Origin of the sequence: Galbibacter orientalis DSM 19592 (genome assembly GCF_000260115.1) — a bacterium.
GTDB classification, from domain to species: domain Bacteria; phylum Bacteroidota; class Bacteroidia; order Flavobacteriales; family Flavobacteriaceae; genus Galbibacter; species Galbibacter orientalis.
Map to the genome: position 1 here is coordinate 83,250 of NZ_JH651379.1, position 16,615 is coordinate 99,864.

19 protein-coding genes are annotated in these 16,615 nt (G+C 33.6%); 3 read left to right on the plus strand and 16 right to left on the minus strand.

The features are described from left to right. Positions 1 to 26 precede the first annotated feature (26 nt). From JOOMADRAFT_RS00480 to JOOMADRAFT_RS00495, 4 genes are all read right to left on the minus strand, one after another. A complete protein-coding gene (locus JOOMADRAFT_RS00480) occupies positions 27 to 902 on the minus strand; it encodes a sterol desaturase family protein (RefSeq protein WP_008610634.1) in 876 nt (291 codons plus the stop codon). Between the two features lie 2 nt (positions 903 to 904). Further along, entirely contained in the window at positions 905 to 1,711 is an 807-nt protein-coding gene (locus JOOMADRAFT_RS00485) for a sulfite exporter TauE/SafE family protein (protein ID WP_008610636.1), read from the minus strand. 64 nt (positions 1,712 to 1,775) lie between these two features. After that, positions 1,776 to 2,402: a Crp/Fnr family transcriptional regulator gene (locus JOOMADRAFT_RS00490; protein ID WP_008610637.1), complete on the minus strand. Its 627-nt coding sequence runs from the start codon at positions 2,400 to 2,402 to the stop codon at positions 1,776 to 1,778. Continuing rightward, the gene (locus JOOMADRAFT_RS00495) at positions 2,386 to 2,688 is read right to left on the minus strand and encodes a DUF983 domain-containing protein (protein ID WP_245547634.1); all 303 of its coding nucleotides are present in this window, start codon (positions 2,686 to 2,688) and stop codon (positions 2,386 to 2,388) included. Before JOOMADRAFT_RS00495 ends, JOOMADRAFT_RS00490 begins: the two co-directional genes overlap by 17 nt. A gap of 639 nt (positions 2,689 to 3,327) precedes the next feature. On the opposite strand from JOOMADRAFT_RS00495, the gene JOOMADRAFT_RS20415 reads away from it, so the two are divergent. Next, positions 3,328 to 4,074 carry a hypothetical protein gene (locus tag JOOMADRAFT_RS20415; RefSeq protein ID WP_245547635.1) on the plus strand — a complete coding sequence of 249 codons (747 nt, stop codon included), beginning with the start codon at positions 3,328 to 3,330 and terminating at the stop codon, positions 4,072 to 4,074. Positions 4,075 to 4,236: 162 nt separating this feature from the next. Continuing rightward, positions 4,237 to 4,893 carry a Fic family protein gene (locus JOOMADRAFT_RS20420; protein ID WP_280985320.1) on the plus strand — a complete coding sequence of 219 codons (657 nt, stop codon included), beginning with the start codon at positions 4,237 to 4,239 and terminating at the stop codon, positions 4,891 to 4,893. 16 nt (positions 4,894 to 4,909) lie between these two features. On the opposite strand, the gene JOOMADRAFT_RS00510 is transcribed toward JOOMADRAFT_RS20420, so the two are convergent. Beyond that, the gene (locus tag JOOMADRAFT_RS00510) at positions 4,910 to 6,160 is read right to left on the minus strand and encodes a site-specific integrase (protein ID WP_317133716.1); all 1,251 of its coding nucleotides are present in this window, start codon (positions 6,158 to 6,160) and stop codon (positions 4,910 to 4,912) included. 323 nt (positions 6,161 to 6,483) lie between these two features. On the opposite strand from JOOMADRAFT_RS00510, the gene JOOMADRAFT_RS00515 reads away from it, so the two are divergent. Beyond that, entirely contained in the window at positions 6,484 to 7,110 is a 627-nt protein-coding gene (locus JOOMADRAFT_RS00515; protein WP_008610640.1) for a hypothetical protein, read from the plus strand. Positions 7,111 to 7,137: 27 nt separating this feature from the next. On the opposite strand, the gene JOOMADRAFT_RS00520 is transcribed toward JOOMADRAFT_RS00515, so the two are convergent. The 11 genes from JOOMADRAFT_RS00520 to moeB form a co-directional block, all read right to left on the minus strand. Further along, positions 7,138 to 7,785, minus strand: coding sequence for a hypothetical protein (locus JOOMADRAFT_RS00520; protein ID WP_008610642.1), 648 nt, complete (start codon positions 7,783 to 7,785; stop codon positions 7,138 to 7,140). A gap of 39 nt (positions 7,786 to 7,824) precedes the next feature. Then, positions 7,825 to 8,880: a hypothetical protein gene (locus JOOMADRAFT_RS00525; RefSeq protein ID WP_008610644.1), complete on the minus strand. Its 1,056-nt coding sequence runs from the start codon at positions 8,878 to 8,880 to the stop codon at positions 7,825 to 7,827. A gap of 176 nt (positions 8,881 to 9,056) precedes the next feature. Next, a complete protein-coding gene (locus JOOMADRAFT_RS00530) occupies positions 9,057 to 9,674 on the minus strand; it encodes a DUF502 domain-containing protein (RefSeq protein WP_008610645.1) in 618 nt (205 codons plus the stop codon). 48 nt (positions 9,675 to 9,722) lie between these two features. Next, positions 9,723 to 10,514 (minus strand): hypothetical protein, encoded by a 792-nt coding sequence (locus JOOMADRAFT_RS00535; protein ID WP_008610646.1) that lies wholly within the window; start codon positions 10,512 to 10,514, stop codon positions 9,723 to 9,725. Between the two features lie 111 nt (positions 10,515 to 10,625). Then, a complete protein-coding gene (locus JOOMADRAFT_RS00540; protein ID WP_008610647.1) occupies positions 10,626 to 10,916 on the minus strand; it encodes a chaperone modulator CbpM in 291 nt (96 codons plus the stop codon). A gap of 11 nt (positions 10,917 to 10,927) precedes the next feature. Continuing rightward, entirely contained in the window at positions 10,928 to 11,830 is a 903-nt protein-coding gene (locus JOOMADRAFT_RS00545) for a DnaJ C-terminal domain-containing protein (protein ID WP_008610648.1), read from the minus strand. A gap of 80 nt (positions 11,831 to 11,910) precedes the next feature. Then, positions 11,911 to 12,507 carry a nucleotidyltransferase family protein gene (locus JOOMADRAFT_RS00550; RefSeq protein WP_008610649.1) on the minus strand — a complete coding sequence of 199 codons (597 nt, stop codon included), beginning with the start codon at positions 12,505 to 12,507 and terminating at the stop codon, positions 11,911 to 11,913. A 16-nt stretch (positions 12,508 to 12,523) separates the two neighbouring features. Next, positions 12,524 to 13,561 (minus strand): XdhC family protein, encoded by a 1,038-nt coding sequence (locus tag JOOMADRAFT_RS00555; RefSeq protein WP_008610650.1) that lies wholly within the window; start codon positions 13,559 to 13,561, stop codon positions 12,524 to 12,526. A 6-nt stretch (positions 13,562 to 13,567) separates the two neighbouring features. Next, positions 13,568 to 14,758: a molybdopterin molybdotransferase MoeA gene (locus JOOMADRAFT_RS00560; protein ID WP_008610651.1), complete on the minus strand. Its 1,191-nt coding sequence runs from the start codon at positions 14,756 to 14,758 to the stop codon at positions 13,568 to 13,570. Positions 14,759 to 14,769: 11 nt separating this feature from the next. Beyond that, complete coding sequence (locus tag JOOMADRAFT_RS00565) at positions 14,770 to 15,558, minus strand: sulfite exporter TauE/SafE family protein (RefSeq protein WP_008610652.1); 789 nt, start codon at positions 15,556 to 15,558, stop codon at positions 14,770 to 14,772. Then, positions 15,542 to 16,615: a HesA/MoeB/ThiF family protein gene (moeB, locus tag JOOMADRAFT_RS00570; protein ID WP_008610653.1), complete on the minus strand. Its 1,074-nt coding sequence runs from the start codon at positions 16,613 to 16,615 to the stop codon at positions 15,542 to 15,544. Before moeB ends, JOOMADRAFT_RS00565 begins: the two co-directional genes overlap by 17 nt.

A 16,615-nucleotide genomic window follows, 5' to 3' on the forward strand; every position in this document is an offset into this window, starting at 1 on the left:
TCTGTTTGTCAGTAACCATTGTTACGCTACTTATCTTTTTTGAAGGGATACTTCATTTGTTTTATAAAAGTATTAGGAAAGTTAGCGTCATCTTCAAACCCCAATTCGATATCACGGCCACTGTCAGGAACGTATGCAGTCCCGAACAGGTAATCCCAAATACTCAAGGTAAGCCCAAAGTTCATTCCGTAAGGGCGTTCAGCTGGTAATGCTTTGGCGTGATGCCAAATATGCATTCGAGGATTGTTGAATATATAACCAAATTTCCCATAGCTCCAGTCGAGATTTGCGTGATTAAGATGCCCAACAAAAACAGTAAACATATGTACAACAAAAAATTGTTCAATACCAAAACCTATCATTGCCAAAGGAATGTATTGAATGGATTTATATACGATAGTTTCCAAAAAATGAAATCGAAATTGAGCAGCAAAACCCATTTCCTTTACGCTGTGGTGCACTTTATGGAATTTCCACATCCACGGAACCCGATGCAGCATTCTGTGCACATTCCATTGCACAAAATCTGCTACTATGAACATAATAAAAAGCTGCATCCATACAGGAAAATCCTGTACTTCTACTGCAACAATATTTTTGATGCCAAATATGCCCAAGCAGTCATTAAATAATTCGACCCCTACATTTGAAAGAGCGTTGTAACCAATTAATGAAAACAGGAAAAAATTAAAGAGGATGTAAAAAGTATCGAGCCAAAACCCTTTTCTAATGACTGACTGTTTCTTACGCCAAGGAACGATGATTTCAAATAAAAACACAAGAATAGAAAGACCTAATAACCAATAAAAATAATTAGTCCAAGAGGGATTGGAAATTTCCTTAATTAGGTAATTGAAGTAACCTGAAAAAGAACGCTCTATTATGTCAATGTATTTCCCCATTGCTATTGATCGGAAATTTCCTTATATATAATATAAATTCCCATTAGAAGTACAAACCAGCCAAATGCCTTTTTAAGTTTTTTGCCATCGATAAATTTATTAAGCCAAATACCTATAAATATACCCACTACTGATATTGAAGTAAATAGCAGCAAAAACAACCAGTCTATATCATAGTTTTGCACATCTCCTAAAAACCCTATCAACGAATTAATAGCAATTATAAAAAGAGAGGTGGCCACCGCTTTTTTCATCGGCAATTTGGCCAAAAGAACCAATGCCGGAATAATTAAAAACCCACCTCCTGCGCCAACCATTCCAGTTACAATTCCAATGAAAAAGCCCTGCACCACCAACAAGAGGTGATTAGATTTTTTTTCAACTATTTCTGTATTAAGTTGCCGATTTCCATTGCGAATCATAGTAATGGATGCCAAAAGCATTACAATGGCAAAAAATAGCATAATGGCCAAATTTTTTGTGACCATAAAATCATTAACTTCAAAAAATCGTTCTGGAATTACAGGGATTAAATAAGCTCTTGTTAAATATACAGCTGTAAAAGCGGGAACGGCAAAAATAAGGGCCGTTTTAAAATCTACCTTACCCTTCATCATATTTTTAAGTGCTCCTACAAGTGAAGTTGTACCCACTACAAATAATGAATATGCTGTAGCAATTACTGGATTAAATGATAAGGCATAAACCAAAATGGGTACAGTTAAAATTGAACCACCACCACCTATCAATCCTAACACAATTCCAATAAATAGCGCACCTGCATAACCAAAAATTTCTATAATGTCCATTTATCTATCTACCTAATGATAGAACAAATGTAAAGGGCATATTAAACAAGTTTGGTAACTGATGTTACAAGACTTCAATAAAACTACGGTGTAATTTTATTTTTTTATTGATTTCCATTTTTTTGAGTAGTCTGGAAACCACCACACGGCTAGTATGTAAATCTGAAGCAATTTCCTTATGGGTTGTATAGATATGCTTACTGTTAATTAGGATAATTCTATTTTGGATATAGTTTTCCAAACGTTCATCCATATTATTGAATGCAATATTGTCAATACTTTCAAGCATTTCCATCATTCGCGCGTGATAGCTAGAAAATACAAAGTTTCGCCAAGATTTGTATTTTCGGGACCATTCTTCCATCATTCCTACGGGAACCATCAGAAGTTTAATGTCCGTTTCAGATACAGCGTGTATTTCACTTTTGGAATCTCCGATGCAGCAACTCATTGTCATTGCACAGGTGTCACCTTTTTCAATATGATAAAGCAACAATTCATCGCCATCGCCATCAGGACGCATAATTTTGATACTGCCAGACAACAGTAACGGTATTGATTTTATATATTGACCAGGTTTCATTAAATCTTGTCCTTCCGGAACTTCCATAAAAGTCCCAACTTGGTTGATTTCTTCCAAAAGTGCAAGTTCAAATTGTGAGCCATAATATTTTTTAAGTTCTTGAATCATTGCTTACTTTTTTAGCGATTTCAGGATTGTATTTTAAAAAGAAATGTGCCCAAATGGATTTTGAAACTGCTCCTATATAGGACATTGTAATAAGCAACGCGGCGACAATACTTAGCATTATTCCTGTTGGACCGAAATCCAAACCAAATATGAGCGTAAGCACATAAGCTGCCACAGCCACCGCAATACCAACGCCATAAGAAACATACATAGACCCTGTATAAAAGCTTGGTTCTATATGATATTTTAACTTACATTTTGGACAGTATTCCCTTACTTTATTCATATTTGAAATTCTATAAGGATGTCCCTCCAGAAATTCCCCTTGACGGCACTGTGGGCATTTTAAGAATAAGATGCTGTATAATTTTGTCTTTTTCAATTTTAAGTCTACCTAAATTTTAGGTAAAAATACAAGGAATTGATTTAATTTTCGGTAACAGATGTTACATAAAATCAAATGAGAAATATAATATTCTGATTATTTGGATTTTTAAATATCTACTTGTGGTCTTTTTAAGTTATTAAAGGATCAATGATATTTCTTTTTAAATTTGAAATATAATATGGAATGATATTAAATGCCTTCATATTCTAAAAAAAATATTTGGGCAGCAAAAATATCAAAATGTTGTACTCGACCCTTTTTTAGGGTGGATTTAGAACAAAAAAAGCCGAAGATTTCTCTTCGACTTTTGTACGGGCGGGGGACTCGAACTCCCACATCTCGCGGCACCAGATTCTAAGTCTGGCGTGTCTACCAATTCCTCCACCCCCGCATTTAATATTTTTATAAGCTTTTTCTTGCTTAATTCCCATGTTTTGCTATTGAACATATAGATAAGTAGAGTTTTACTGTTAAGTATACATATTGACTTATTGAATGCGCCTATTTATATTTTTTTGCACCTAAATTTTATTATATATGTCTTGTAGCGCTCATTTTTCATTTCTTGCACCCGTTTTTAATGGTATCTCTCTTCCTGATGAAGGATTTATTTCAGGTTATGCAGCGATTATTCATGGTTTACAGTTGCCAGTTCCTTTACCAATTCCATTTACAGTGGTAAGTTTGAAAACAGTACGTGTCCAAAATGATAACTTCACTTACTTGCCCAAAAGTTATAAAGTGGATGATTCACTTGAATATACAGAAATACAGGCACTCTATAAACATTTAGTGTTTGCCTTAAAATATGAAGGGGTGAATCTTTTAGTATTTAGTGCCTTAGTAAAACATTATAGTGAAGAGGAGCTGATTCAATTGGTCAGTATTGAGCCTACAGGTCAATATTCAAGAAGAATTTGGTTTTTAATAGAATGGTTACTCGGATCGGAACTTACGGGTATTTCCAGCATTAGTAAAAAAAGCTATGTTGACGTAATTGACACCCAATTACAATATGGTATAAAAGCAATACGGTCACCCCGTCAAATGGTCAATAACAATTTACCCGGAACCGTTGACTTCTGCCCACTGGTTCGTAAAACAGCTTTTTTGGAGCATCATATTCAGGAAAATTTATCAGCCAGAAACAAAATCTATCTAAAGGGTATACGAAAAAGTATTTTACAAAGAGCTGCTTCCTTTTTATTATTAAAAGATTCCAAGGCTTCTTTTACCATTGAAGGGGAAAGCCCCAAAAGCAAACGTACCGCACGTTGGGGATAAGCCATAGGGCAAGCAGGCATGAAAGACCTAAGCCATGAGGAATTTGAACGCCTACAGCAACTCGTCATAGAAAATTCCCGTTTTATTGATATGGGCTACCGTAAAAAGGGAGGTTTTATAGGGTAACGGGATAAGGATACTTTTTCTCCCATCCCAGACCACATTTCCGCAAAACATGAAGATATTCCGATACTGATGATGGGGTTGTTGGAAACTAATAGTAAACTATTGGACGATGAGATAGATGCTGTACTTTCCGCAACCATTATTGCGTTTGGGTTTGTAAACATTCACCCTTTTGTAGATGGAAATGGACGTATTCATCGCTATTTGGTTCATCATATATTAGCTAAAAAAAGTTTTTCGGAGCAAGGAATTATTTTCCCTGTTTCCGCCTGTATCCTTAATCATATTGGAGATTATCAAAAAGTACTGGAAAGTTATTCCACCTCTTTATTGGATTTTATTGAATGGAAGGAGACAACTGACCACAATGTTGAAGTCATCAATGAAACTATAGATTATTATCGTTATTTTGATGCAACTGCACACGCAGAGTTTTTATATGGTTGTGTCAAGGATACCATTGAAAATATCATTCCTCAAGAAGTTGATTATTTGACCAAATACGAAGAGTTTAAGTATTATATTGACAACACATATGCAATGCCTGATGATATGGTGTCATTATTAGTACGCTTTTTGGAGCAAAACAATGGTAAATTCTCTAAACGGGCAAAAGCGAAAGAATTCTCAATGCTTACTAAAAGAGAAATTGAAGATATTCAATCCCAATATAATTTGATTTTTACCTCCTGAAAAAGAATAAAGAGAACTAAAAATCAACAACTTTATCCAAAGCAGCATCAGCCTCTTTTTTCATAAAGTTTGCTTGGTAATTTATAGTAGTCGTCACGGAAGAATGACGGTATAATTTCTGCAGCATTTGAATAGGAATTTTATCCCCGGAGATATTACCAAAAGTATGGCGGGCAATATGCATACTCAATTTTTTATTAATATTGAGTTTATCGGCTACTCGCTGAAGTTTTCGATTGACATTTCTGTTTACCGATTGTGTTCTTGAAAGGAGGGATTTTTTATCATTTAAATCGATTTCTCCCAAATCCGGAAATACTAGGTTATTTTTGTTAGAGAATTGTCTATAGAATTCCAATATGGCTTTAGCTTTTTCCGGAACTTTTAAAGAATCATGTTTTTGATTTTTGCTCATTCTGTAATAAAGCCTGTCATCCTTAAAGTCTGACCATTTTAGAAGTAATAAATCTCCAACCCGTATGCCGGCAAAGTAAAAACTGAACAACCACAAATTAACGGCATGTTTCTGTGGAGGGGTTAAGTTTGGTGCGTTTTCCAATAACCTGACTTCTTCAATACTCAACCCGATCTTTTCAGACTGCGGAAACTTGATTTGAATTTTCCCCTTTCCAAAGGGATAGCTGTCTTTACTAGCCAATGAATCGGAAATAGCCCTGTTATACACTGTACGAATAACCATCAAATAGTTTACCACAGTTCTTGGAGCCTTTTTGTCTTGATGTAACAAATAGGTTTCAAATTTTCTCAAAAGAAAAACAGTGATTTCCCGAAAGGCTAATTCCTGTTTACCTACAAAATTTTTAAACTTTTGGATTCTGTTCTTTTGTGTTTTGTACTGACGGTATTTTTCACTTTTCAAAAGATTGTCTAAGTAGCGTTCGGCAACGAGAAAAAAATCAGCTTTTTTCTTTTCAACGATTTTCTTCTTGATAGTTGAAATAGATTCATAATCATCTTTTGCTTCAGATTCCAATAGTTGACCATTTGCTTCAGAAAGTTTTTTGAGGATTAGTTGGTTGAGTCTTGTAGCATTTGGGTGAGATGATTTTACAAGTCTATTACCTTCATCCCAAAATTTAGGAGCAACATATTGACCAGTATACAAATAGGTAGATCTTCTATTTTTTGTAATTCTGATAACAATAGGATGCTCTTTATCAGCTTTTTTTTTCTTCCATAAAATTGCTCTAATTGATGCCATAAATGATATCTTTAATATAAAGATACAACATCTCAGGTAAAACATAGGTAAAACATTTTACCATTTTTCTTATATTTATTTGGTATTTTTTAACATTCAAAAATATTTAACTAATTGATTACCAGTTAAATTGCATTTTATTGATTTGGACAGGTAATTTTCTCATAACCCGAAGGTCACTGGTTCGAGTCCAGTTCCCGCTACTAGGAATGACAAGGCTTCACAGAAATGTGAAGCCTTTTTTTATTTCACTTAGTACAGAATTTTGGATCCTGGATCATTCCCAATTGTTATAAAATTAATTATCCCCCATCCAACTCCTATTGGGATTAAATTTATAAAACCTGTAAATTTGAAGAAAAAGTACTATGAAGAAAAAACATATGGGATTTGGGGGGCTTATACTCATTCTTGGATTGTTTGTACTTAAACCTTTGCTCACCAACAGTATTAAAAAATATAGGTATGAGAATGAAATTCTTCCTATCCGAAAAGGAATAAAAGAGCGTATAAAGCGAGAACAACAAAGTTTCCCTGGCACTAAGGGAATTATTTATTCCCTCTCTACTTTTCCTAATCCTGAGATTGCTTATGTAACAGGCTATCATGAAGAAAAAAATAGCGCGCTCCCCTATTTTGATTTGACAGTTGAAACTCCTTTAGGACATAGAACTTTTTCAAGAGATACTACCATTGGACAAGTGATAGGAATTTTAATAAACCATCATGACTCTATCCCTGATGAAGATAAAAACCGCATTTTTAATATTTATTACAAACTTGGTACTGATTTAATTGATAAAGAAATAAATCGTTCCGTAAGTATAATGAGAGTATATTTAAAGGATTCTTTATATGATGCCGTATTTATTGCTAATACCTTCACTAAGAATTTCAATAGTAAATCTAATGAATTAGCCAGAAAGCGACTCAAACGTATTGAGAAAGAATTAGGCACAATCAAGACTCAATATTATCAGCAGACCATTAAATAATCTCCCTATAAATTCTTTCTAAGACTTTTAATTCAAGCTAAAAACAACCCCTCCTCCAAGACTAAATTGATAAAATGTAGAGTATGTTACTACGGTTGCTTGGGGTCCATATCCATCAAAATAAAATCCACCACCAGCTCCCTGAACTGCTGAGAGCAATTGCGCTTGCATCCGAATTCCAAAATAGTCGTTCATCCAAAAAATCCCTCCTAATTTAGCTCCCCAACTAAATTTTGTTGCATCAGAGCTTCTTCCATTATCTGGATTGTCTAAGTTTGCTATTACCATTCCCGCCATTAATCCTCCATATCCTTGAAATTGAGAACTAGGTCTCGAAAAATAACGATTTGCACCCAACATTAAGTAATTTATCCCTAAATCAAAATTGGTATATTGCTCTCTTATTGTATTGTAAGTTTGATACCAAGTTGGTGAATTTGTGTCTTGACGTAAATAAGTAAATTCAAACCCCATATACGGACTCGGTTTATATTCCAGTCCTCCACCCCATTGAAAGCCTCCTTTTATTTTTCCTTCGTAATAAGCTTGATAATCGTAATACGAATCGAAACTATCATCAAAAGCATAACTTCCATAAAAGTTAACATAAATATCTTGAGCTTGAGCGCTACCAATTCCTAAAAACAAAACCAATAGATAAAAGAATTTTTTCATTATTATTTTTTTTAATTACACCCTATTATATAATTCAATTTACTTTTTCTTTATTCCGAAGCGATAATTTGCCGATAGCATAATTTGGTTTCTCCCTCTTCCAACCCCAGTTTCAAGACGATACCACCAACGTTTTCCATGGTTATACTGAACCCCTAATTGTAAAGACACATGCCCTAAAGGTTCTTTCTCAAACTGATAGCCCAATGTTCTATCTCCGGGCGTTCTTCCTTCCAGCCAGTCGTCAATTTCTTTTACAATTTGATTTACAACTACCTTTTGAGCTGGTTTCAAACCATCATACCAATTATTTGCTGTATCTGAAATATCATTTTTTATTTCTTGGATTTTCCCTTTATCAACCTTAGAAAACATATCACTTATGCGAAGCTCGCCAGATGAATCTCTTGCCAAATATTGATGTTGAGCTCCTATACTAAAATTAATATTATGAAACCGTTTATGAAATCCGAAACTACGGCCTACACGAAAAGAAGTAACTGTTCCGAATACCTTATCGTCTAAAGAACTTACATCCGACCAAGTTGCATTGAAATTCAAAATAGCAAAATAATTTCCTGCTCCATATGCCAAAACAGTTCCCAATCCATAAGTATCTGCAGTGGGATTAGTTGGGATATCTAATTCGAAAGGGTTTGTTAACTTTATGGCGTTATTGCTTTCTGAATGCGCATATAAGCCATATACATTTAAGAAGGGAAACAACCAAGCTTCTAATCGTACGTTTACAACATTTGCAGTATTTTCAAAAGTTTCAAACTCCAAAAAATCCATATCTACAAATTCGGAGTCGTCCAATCTCAACGCTATATTATCAATATTTAATTTAGTGTCTTGAGCAATATAATTTACCATTATCCCAAAAGGAAGTGGTAAATCATGACCTGTTTTCTGGACTCTGTCTCCATAAATAGGTAAAACATAAGGGTAATCATGACTCATCAAACTGTCTCTATAAGCTTGATCTATCTTCCGAATAGCTAAATCTTGCCCAAAAACATCATTACAATTTACTATTGCAACAATCAATAGTAACCCTATCTTAAAAAAAAAGTCTTTTTTGATATACCTCATATATTATATTTTCACAGGAAAAATAACAGAACCAGTAATCTATTGTATAAAACCTCTCCTATAATAATATCTCCGTTTAAACAAAACTGAGAAAAATTTAAAATGAATATTTATCCTTTATTTCAAACTTAAAATATTATACTTACTCTTCCTTACTCTTCTAAAGCATTAATTTCTTACGCCTTATTATTCTCTTTATGTATGGCATCAATCATATACTTTTCCAAAGTACCATCTCTCCCAAAGCTGTTTAAAGAATTCATTGCATCTTTCATAGAAATAGGGATAAACTCTATATCTACCTTGGCTATAAAACGTATTTCTCCTGCATCCATTCTGGGAGCATCTGGAACATAAACACTAAAAAAACCATCTTTATAACTAGTAATAAAAGCTATTCGGTAGAAGATATCTTCTTTTAAAAGAATGGATTTCCAATTATCATCATCTTTTTTTGCTGGCTTATCTCCAAGCAATCTATACTTCAACATTTGCAAACTTGGAAAAAGTAAAAACAATTTATCCTCAACTTTTTGCCCCCAATCATTCACAAGTCCTTTCTGCACTAGATATCCACTTAGATAGCAAATAAAAACTAAAATTGCTACTGTAAATATGGTTACTGTAGCAGCTCCAAAAACAGAATGAATATTAAAAATATCAACCAATTTTCTACCTAAAGGTGTAGCAAGCTTGATAGCATGTGTAATTAGAACAATAAAAATGAGTAAGGGAATTAGAAAAAATATCCCTCCTAATATTACAGCATTAGTAGATTTATTAAATATTTTCATAGTGTTTCAAGCTAAGTGATTATTTACCTTTCTAATACATCCAAAAATCTACATAAACTGTAAATTAATCCCCGTAAATACTTGAAAAATTGGCTGAGTTCCTGCTGTTAGCATAGAATATTGCGGTTCTATAAAACAATTAATCATTGTATCATTAAGTTTAATAACTTTTCCTATCCCCAACGCTATTGGCACACTGTACGCATCATTTTTAATATCGAAATACCAAATTGGAGCTCCTCTTAAATACAACCCTTTACCTAATTGCCAAAAGTAAAAAGGTTGGAATGCTGCATTATTAGTGCTTTCTCTATCACTTTGTCCAGCAAATGAGGTTTGCCAAGTAACTAAAGCTCCATATTGGAAAATTGGAGATTTAGCAAAGAAAGCAACAAAGGCAAAACCTGCTTGCCATTTCCCTGTACCTAAGGCTTGATTAGTTGAAGTTGGTGCTGTTATTAAAGGCCCTGCACCCATAGTAGTTGTAGGGTTTGAAACAAAATTATAGGACATAAATGCATTCATATCTCCTAAACCATTTAATGTTTTTACATTTCCATTTACTTCGGGTAATCCAATAGTACTTATAGGAGTGGATACTCTTAGTAATAATTTTCCACCAGAAAGCGGTTTAGCAAAGCGTACCCATGCAGTATTCATATATGCATCGTCTGGAGCATTTGACAATTTCGGCATGTAATAATCGTGAAAGTTCAGCGCAGTCATATTTGCAAGCGGATTGTTTGCTTGCGCCGCATTCCCCTCTGCTTCTTGAGAAAAAACTGAAATGCTTATTAAAAAGCACATAAATAAGCACACTCTTGTTCTTAATGTTTTCATAACGAATTTAGATTAAGTAAAATTAACTGAAGGATTTATAGGGGGGATAATCTATATCAAAAATACAATAATATTTCTATAAAAATGATTTAGATGAAAAATAGATTTATTTTATTCATACAATTGTAATCTGTTTCTTAAATATTGAAGCTCTTCATTCATGTTTTCTACCCGATTTAACAAGTGGGAAATAGCTTCCAAGCCTTCTAAGTTTATTCCTAAATCTTGATGCAGACGCACCATTTTTTCTAGTTTAAGGAAATGATGTTCTGTAATCAAATTCCTACCTCCTTCTTTTTTAATTTGAATGATTTTTGCCTCAATAAAATGCGATACAAAAACTTCATCTACTTGATAATTCTTACAAAAATCGTGAATACTAATTCTATATTTGGTCTCCATAACTTACCACATTAAAGATTTGTCTTTTTCAATTCCTCAAAAAGTTCCCTTTGTTTTTCGGTAAGATTTGAAGGTAAATCTATCTGATAGGTAATATATAAATCTCCAAAACTCCCCTCCTTTTTATACTCAGGGAAACCCTTTCCTTTCAATTTAACTTGTTGTCCGTTTTGAACTCCGGGTGCTACTTTTAATTTAACTTTTCCATCAAAGGTTTCTGCTGTAATTTCTCCTCCTAAAACGGCAGTTGTTAAGTTTATTAGAACTGTTTTATAAAGATTTGCTTTCTCTCTCTTAAAAGGAGTATTATTTATAATTGAAAATGTAATATATAGGTCGCCATTTGGACCGCCATTACTTCCAGTAGCTCCATGCCCTTTTATTTTTATTGTCTGTCCGTTTTCAATCCCCGCAGGTATTGTTATTCGGATTTTCTTATTGTTAACGGTTAAAGTTTGTTTTTGAGAGGTATACACATCTCGTAGTTGCAATTGTAGTTCAGCATTAAAATCTTGACCACGAAAGGCTGTTTGCCTTCGCTGATTTCTAAAACCTCCTCCTCCAAACATCGATTCAAAAAAATCTGAAAAGTCTTCATCAGTAGCGCCTCCACTATAAGAATATGAATCTCCAGAGGCATATTGTTGACTACTTTGCTGTTGAGTCTTCGCTTTTTCAAATTCTTCAGCATGCTGCCAATCTTTTCCGTACTCGTCGTATTTTTTACGCTTTTCTGGGTCGCTTAAAACCTCATTAGCTTCATTGAGTCTTTTAAATTTTAACTCCGCTTCTTTATTATTAGGATTTAAATCTGGATGGTATTTCCTTGCTTGTTTTCTATATGCCTTTTTTATTTCGGCTGTAGTAGCACTTTTATCAATTTCTAAAATTTTGTAATAATCAATAAATTCCATACTTCCGAGAAGATTAATTTTGAAATTACGCTAAATGTGTAACTTAAATTTACGGATTTATTTTGAATCTAGAAATCCTATTAATCAGTATTGAATTTAATTTTGTATGCCCGCTTATATGTTTCAACAGTATCAATATCTATTACCAAATCATCAGCTTGAAAGGTTTCTACATCTTGAAAGTGAGCTTTTATAATATGTTTTGCGCCAGTATCTGTATCCAACTTCTTTAAATCCTCAAAATATTCAGCAGAAAAAATTGCAGGCACTCCTACACTTCCAGCAAAGCGAGAAGCAATAATATTTTTTTCTCCTGAATTAAAACTATTTATTAATTCTTTTAAATAATAAGAAGTTACAAAAGGCTGATCTGCCAACATAATTAATACCCCATCAAAATCTAATTTTTGAAGCGTTCTCACCCCAAAAGCAATAGAACTTCCAAGGCCTTGCTCCCAATCTTTATGGTATAAAGCTTCCGCATTCAAAGTTATTTTTTGCTGAATTAACTCGGCATTAGCTCCCAAAACCACAAATAATGATGTATTTTCCACATTTACAGCTGTAGAAACTGCATTTTCTAATAATGTTTCTTCGCCCCATTTCAAGAGTTGCTTAGGAGTTCCCATTCTTTTGGAAGCCCCTGCACTTAGAATTAAAATAGCTACTTTTTTCATTGAAAAGCTTTAAAACCTATATTTCTTTTTCTTCAGAATGTATTCTTCCTTTTTTGTCTTTCAACAAATAAACTTCCTCTTTTCTTACTACAGCTAATATTTCTGCAATAATAGAAACTGCTATTTCCTGAGGGGTTTCTGCTCCAATATTAATTCCTGCTGGCGCATGGATCTTTTCAAAAAATAATGAATCTATAGCTGGATTATGCTCTAATATTTCTTGAAAAAGCTTTTCTCTACGTCTAGCTGGCCCTAAAATTCCGAGATATTTTAAATTTAAATCTGTTAACCTTAAAAGGTATTGTAAATCTTTGGAATAACTATGCGTCATTAAAACAACCGCAGTTTCCTTATCTATTATATTTTGGTTGAATGTTTGCGGACTCACATTTTCTATATGCTTTGCTCCAGGGAAATTTAATAAAGTTTTTGGGTCGCTCTCAGGGGCAACTATAGTTACTTCCCAACCATTTAATGACGCTAGAACACCTAATTGAACCGCATCATGCTCGGCGCCAATAAGTACTAATTTTAAGGACGGTTTTAATTTTTGATTAAAAACTTCTAAACCTTCCTTAACCTTATTGTCTTTATTATCCTCATTTAAATAAAACTGATTTTTATCATCAAAAACAACACAAGAACCAAAATTTACATTCTCCTCATCTGTCATTTTAAAATATGAAGTAATGTAAAATGCTTGTCTATTATCCAATACTTTTTCAAAAGCTTGTAAGAAATGTTTTTGTAATGATAAAGGTTCTATTAATATATATAAAATCCCTTCACAACCTAATCGGTAACGCCCATCATACGTCATTATTTTAGGAATTCGGGTAGTAAAAACCGACTGACTCTGACGAAGAATTTCTTTTTCAACACATCCACCACTAACTGCGCCTGTCATTTTACCATCTTCTCGAATAAGCATTCTAACGCCAGGCCTCCTATACGACGAGCCTTCCATAGCTACTACAGTTGCTAAAACCGACTTTAAGTTTTTCGATTTCGCCTTTAAATAACTTTCTATTATTTGCTTAAATTCATGCGTCATAACACATTATCTGGTTGCTATAAATGGAGCCACTTCTTCTTTTTTATACAATTCTTTATTTGGAGAAAGTGCTATAAATCCATCTGTATGTGCTAAGCTCATTAAATCTCCAGAACCATTCTCTTTTATTGGAAAAGCATACGTAATTCCATTTTTACTTTCAATTTTTACTCTAACAAAAAGGGTTAATTTTGTAGGGTTAAAAAAATCTTCTCCTAGAACAATATTTTCTTTTTTATTTTCTATTCTAAGCGACTCATAAAGCCAATCTTTAAAGTACACATAATAATTAGCAAAGGTAGAAACAGGGTTGCCAGGAAATGAAAAAACAACGGTGTTTGTTTCTTTATGGATTCCAAACCAAAAAGGTTTTCCTGGCCTTTGGGCAACCCGATGAAATATTTTTTCTACCCCCAACTCTTCAAAAGCTTCGGGGATAAAATCAAATTTCCCTTTAGACACTCCACCACTCAACATTAAAACATTATTGGTGCGCAATAATTCATTTAAACCATTTTTTATTTCCTCCTTATCATCATTTAAATGTACATGCGTTGCTAGTATATTTTCTTCCTCTAACAAAGCATGCAGCGAAAGCATGTTTGAGTTTCTAATTTGATGTGGTTTGGGAGTTTCATGTACTGCCACTAACTCATTTCCTGTGGAAATTAAAGCAATTTTTGGTAACTTTTTAACCTTTACCTCTACTTTTCCTACGGAAGCTAAAATCCCAATCTCAGCAGCTGTAATTTTTGTATTCTTCTTAATTACAACAGCGCCTTGCTCAACATCGGTTCCTTGCCTGTGGATATTTTGTCCTTTTTTTATTTCTGAATTAACAATTGCACTTCCATTTTCAATAGTAATATCTTCATACATTACAACGGTATCTGCATTTTCTGGAAGCACCGCTCCCGTCATTATTTCCAAACAGTCATTAGTATTATTTAATTTTACTTTTGGAGTACCAGCTGCAATAATTCCCTGAATTTTAAATTGTTTTTTAGTGTTCTCTCCCGCTCCATAATTAATTGCAATTCCGTCTTTTGTAGCACGATGAAACGGAGGAAAATCTCGATCGGCTAAAATATCTTCAGCTAAAATTCTTCCTAAACTATTGGTGAAAAAAACATTCTCTTCTTCAAAAGAAAGTAGTTTTTCCATCACTTTTTTATGTGCTTCTTCAAAAGAAATCATACCTTTTTTATTTAAAAATCAATTAATCCAAGTCCGTTATTTAATAAAACACGGACTCCTACAATAAACACTAAAATAGCTGTGAGTAATTTTATTCCACGACCACTTAATTTATTTAAACTAATTCGGATTCCTATTTGTCCTCCTATAAAAACCACTGCCAAAAGCACCAACCCTTCCTTCCACGGAAAAACAAACATTCCATTAGAAACTAAGCCTGCAACTCCAGAGATAGAATTTACCAAAATGAAAAAACTAGCTAAAGCTGCTATTTTGATAGACGATTCCCATCGCATGTGGTTTAAAATTGGGGCTAAAAATATTCCCCCTCCAATACCTACAAGTCCTGATAAAAATCCGATTCCAGCTCCCAAAATATAAGTTACCCAAATTGGATACTTCTTTGCTGTAAGCCTTGTTTTTCGTTGTCGTTCCTTTATACTTTGTGTAACTAATAAAATTGCAGAAGTCATTAAAGCCACTCCTAAAATGATAAAAAACACATATTCTTTAAGCCGAAAAGATGCCCCTATAAATGCTAGAGGAATACTAGTAGCCACAAACGGAATAAACTTTTTGACATCAAAATGTCCATTTTTGTAATACAGATAAGTACTCCCAGAAACCACAATTAAATTACACACAAGCGCTACGGAACGGATTACAAAAAAACTTGCAAAAAACAGGGTCAATAATGCTAAATAACTACTTCCCCCACCAAATCCTACCGAAGAATATAGCACTGCAATTATAAAAAAACATAAGGCTAAAATACTAAGAGATTCAGGTGTTAACTGCATGTTTTAAATAATTATTTAAACCACCCTCTAATTCAAGGAAAGTGGTGTTTATTTTATCTTTTAATTGCACTAAGGCTTTTCCACTTCTAACGCCAGATTGACAAACTAAATACACAGGTTTAGAGCTATCAATTTCTGAAATTCTCTCGGAGAGTTCCTGCAAAGGGATGTTCTTCGAAGTATCAAAATGAAAATCTTCAAACTCTAAAGGGGTTCTTACATCTATAATTTGAAGAGGCTTTTTCTGATTTAATAAAGTCGAAAAATCTTCCGCAGAAATTACAGCATCAACATCACAAGAAACATTTTCATAAGTTGCTTCTAGCGCTGTTCGTTTTAAATTTTCTTGTTGAGCGTCAAAAGTTATTTTTTGATATTGTTGACTTAATCCATCAAAAATAAGTAAGGTTCCCGACAATGGCTTTCCTATTCCAGTAATCACTTTTACTGCTTCTAAAGCTTGTAAATTTCCTATAATTCCGGGTACTATTCCCAAAACTCCATTTTCATTGCAATCTGGCATTTCTCCTTTGCTTGGCATGGTTGGAAATAAACAACGATATGTAGGCCCACTTTTGTAATTAAAAACACTTACCTGACCTTCAAACTCGTGTAAAGCCCCATAAACAAAAGGCTTATTTAACAACACACAAGCATCGTTAATTAAATACCGCGTTGGAAAATTATCGGTTGCATCTATAACAAGATCGTAATTTTTTATAATTTCTAATGCATTGTCCTTATGTAAAAAAGTATCGTATGCATTGATTTTAGTTTCAGAATTCTGAGCCTCTAGTTTTTGCTTTATAACAGCTAACTTTGAGAGTCCAACATCTCCTTCTCCGTATATAACTTGTCTTTGTAAATTGGAAAGGTCTATGGTATCGCTTTCCACAATCCCTAAAACTCCAACTCCCATAGCATTAAGGTATTGCAGTACAGGAACTCCTAATCCACCAGCACCAACCACTAAAACTTTGGCTTGTTTTAGTTTCTCTTGAGCTTTAACACCAAAACCCTTCAATAAAGTTTGTCTTATGTATCTATTAGCATTCAA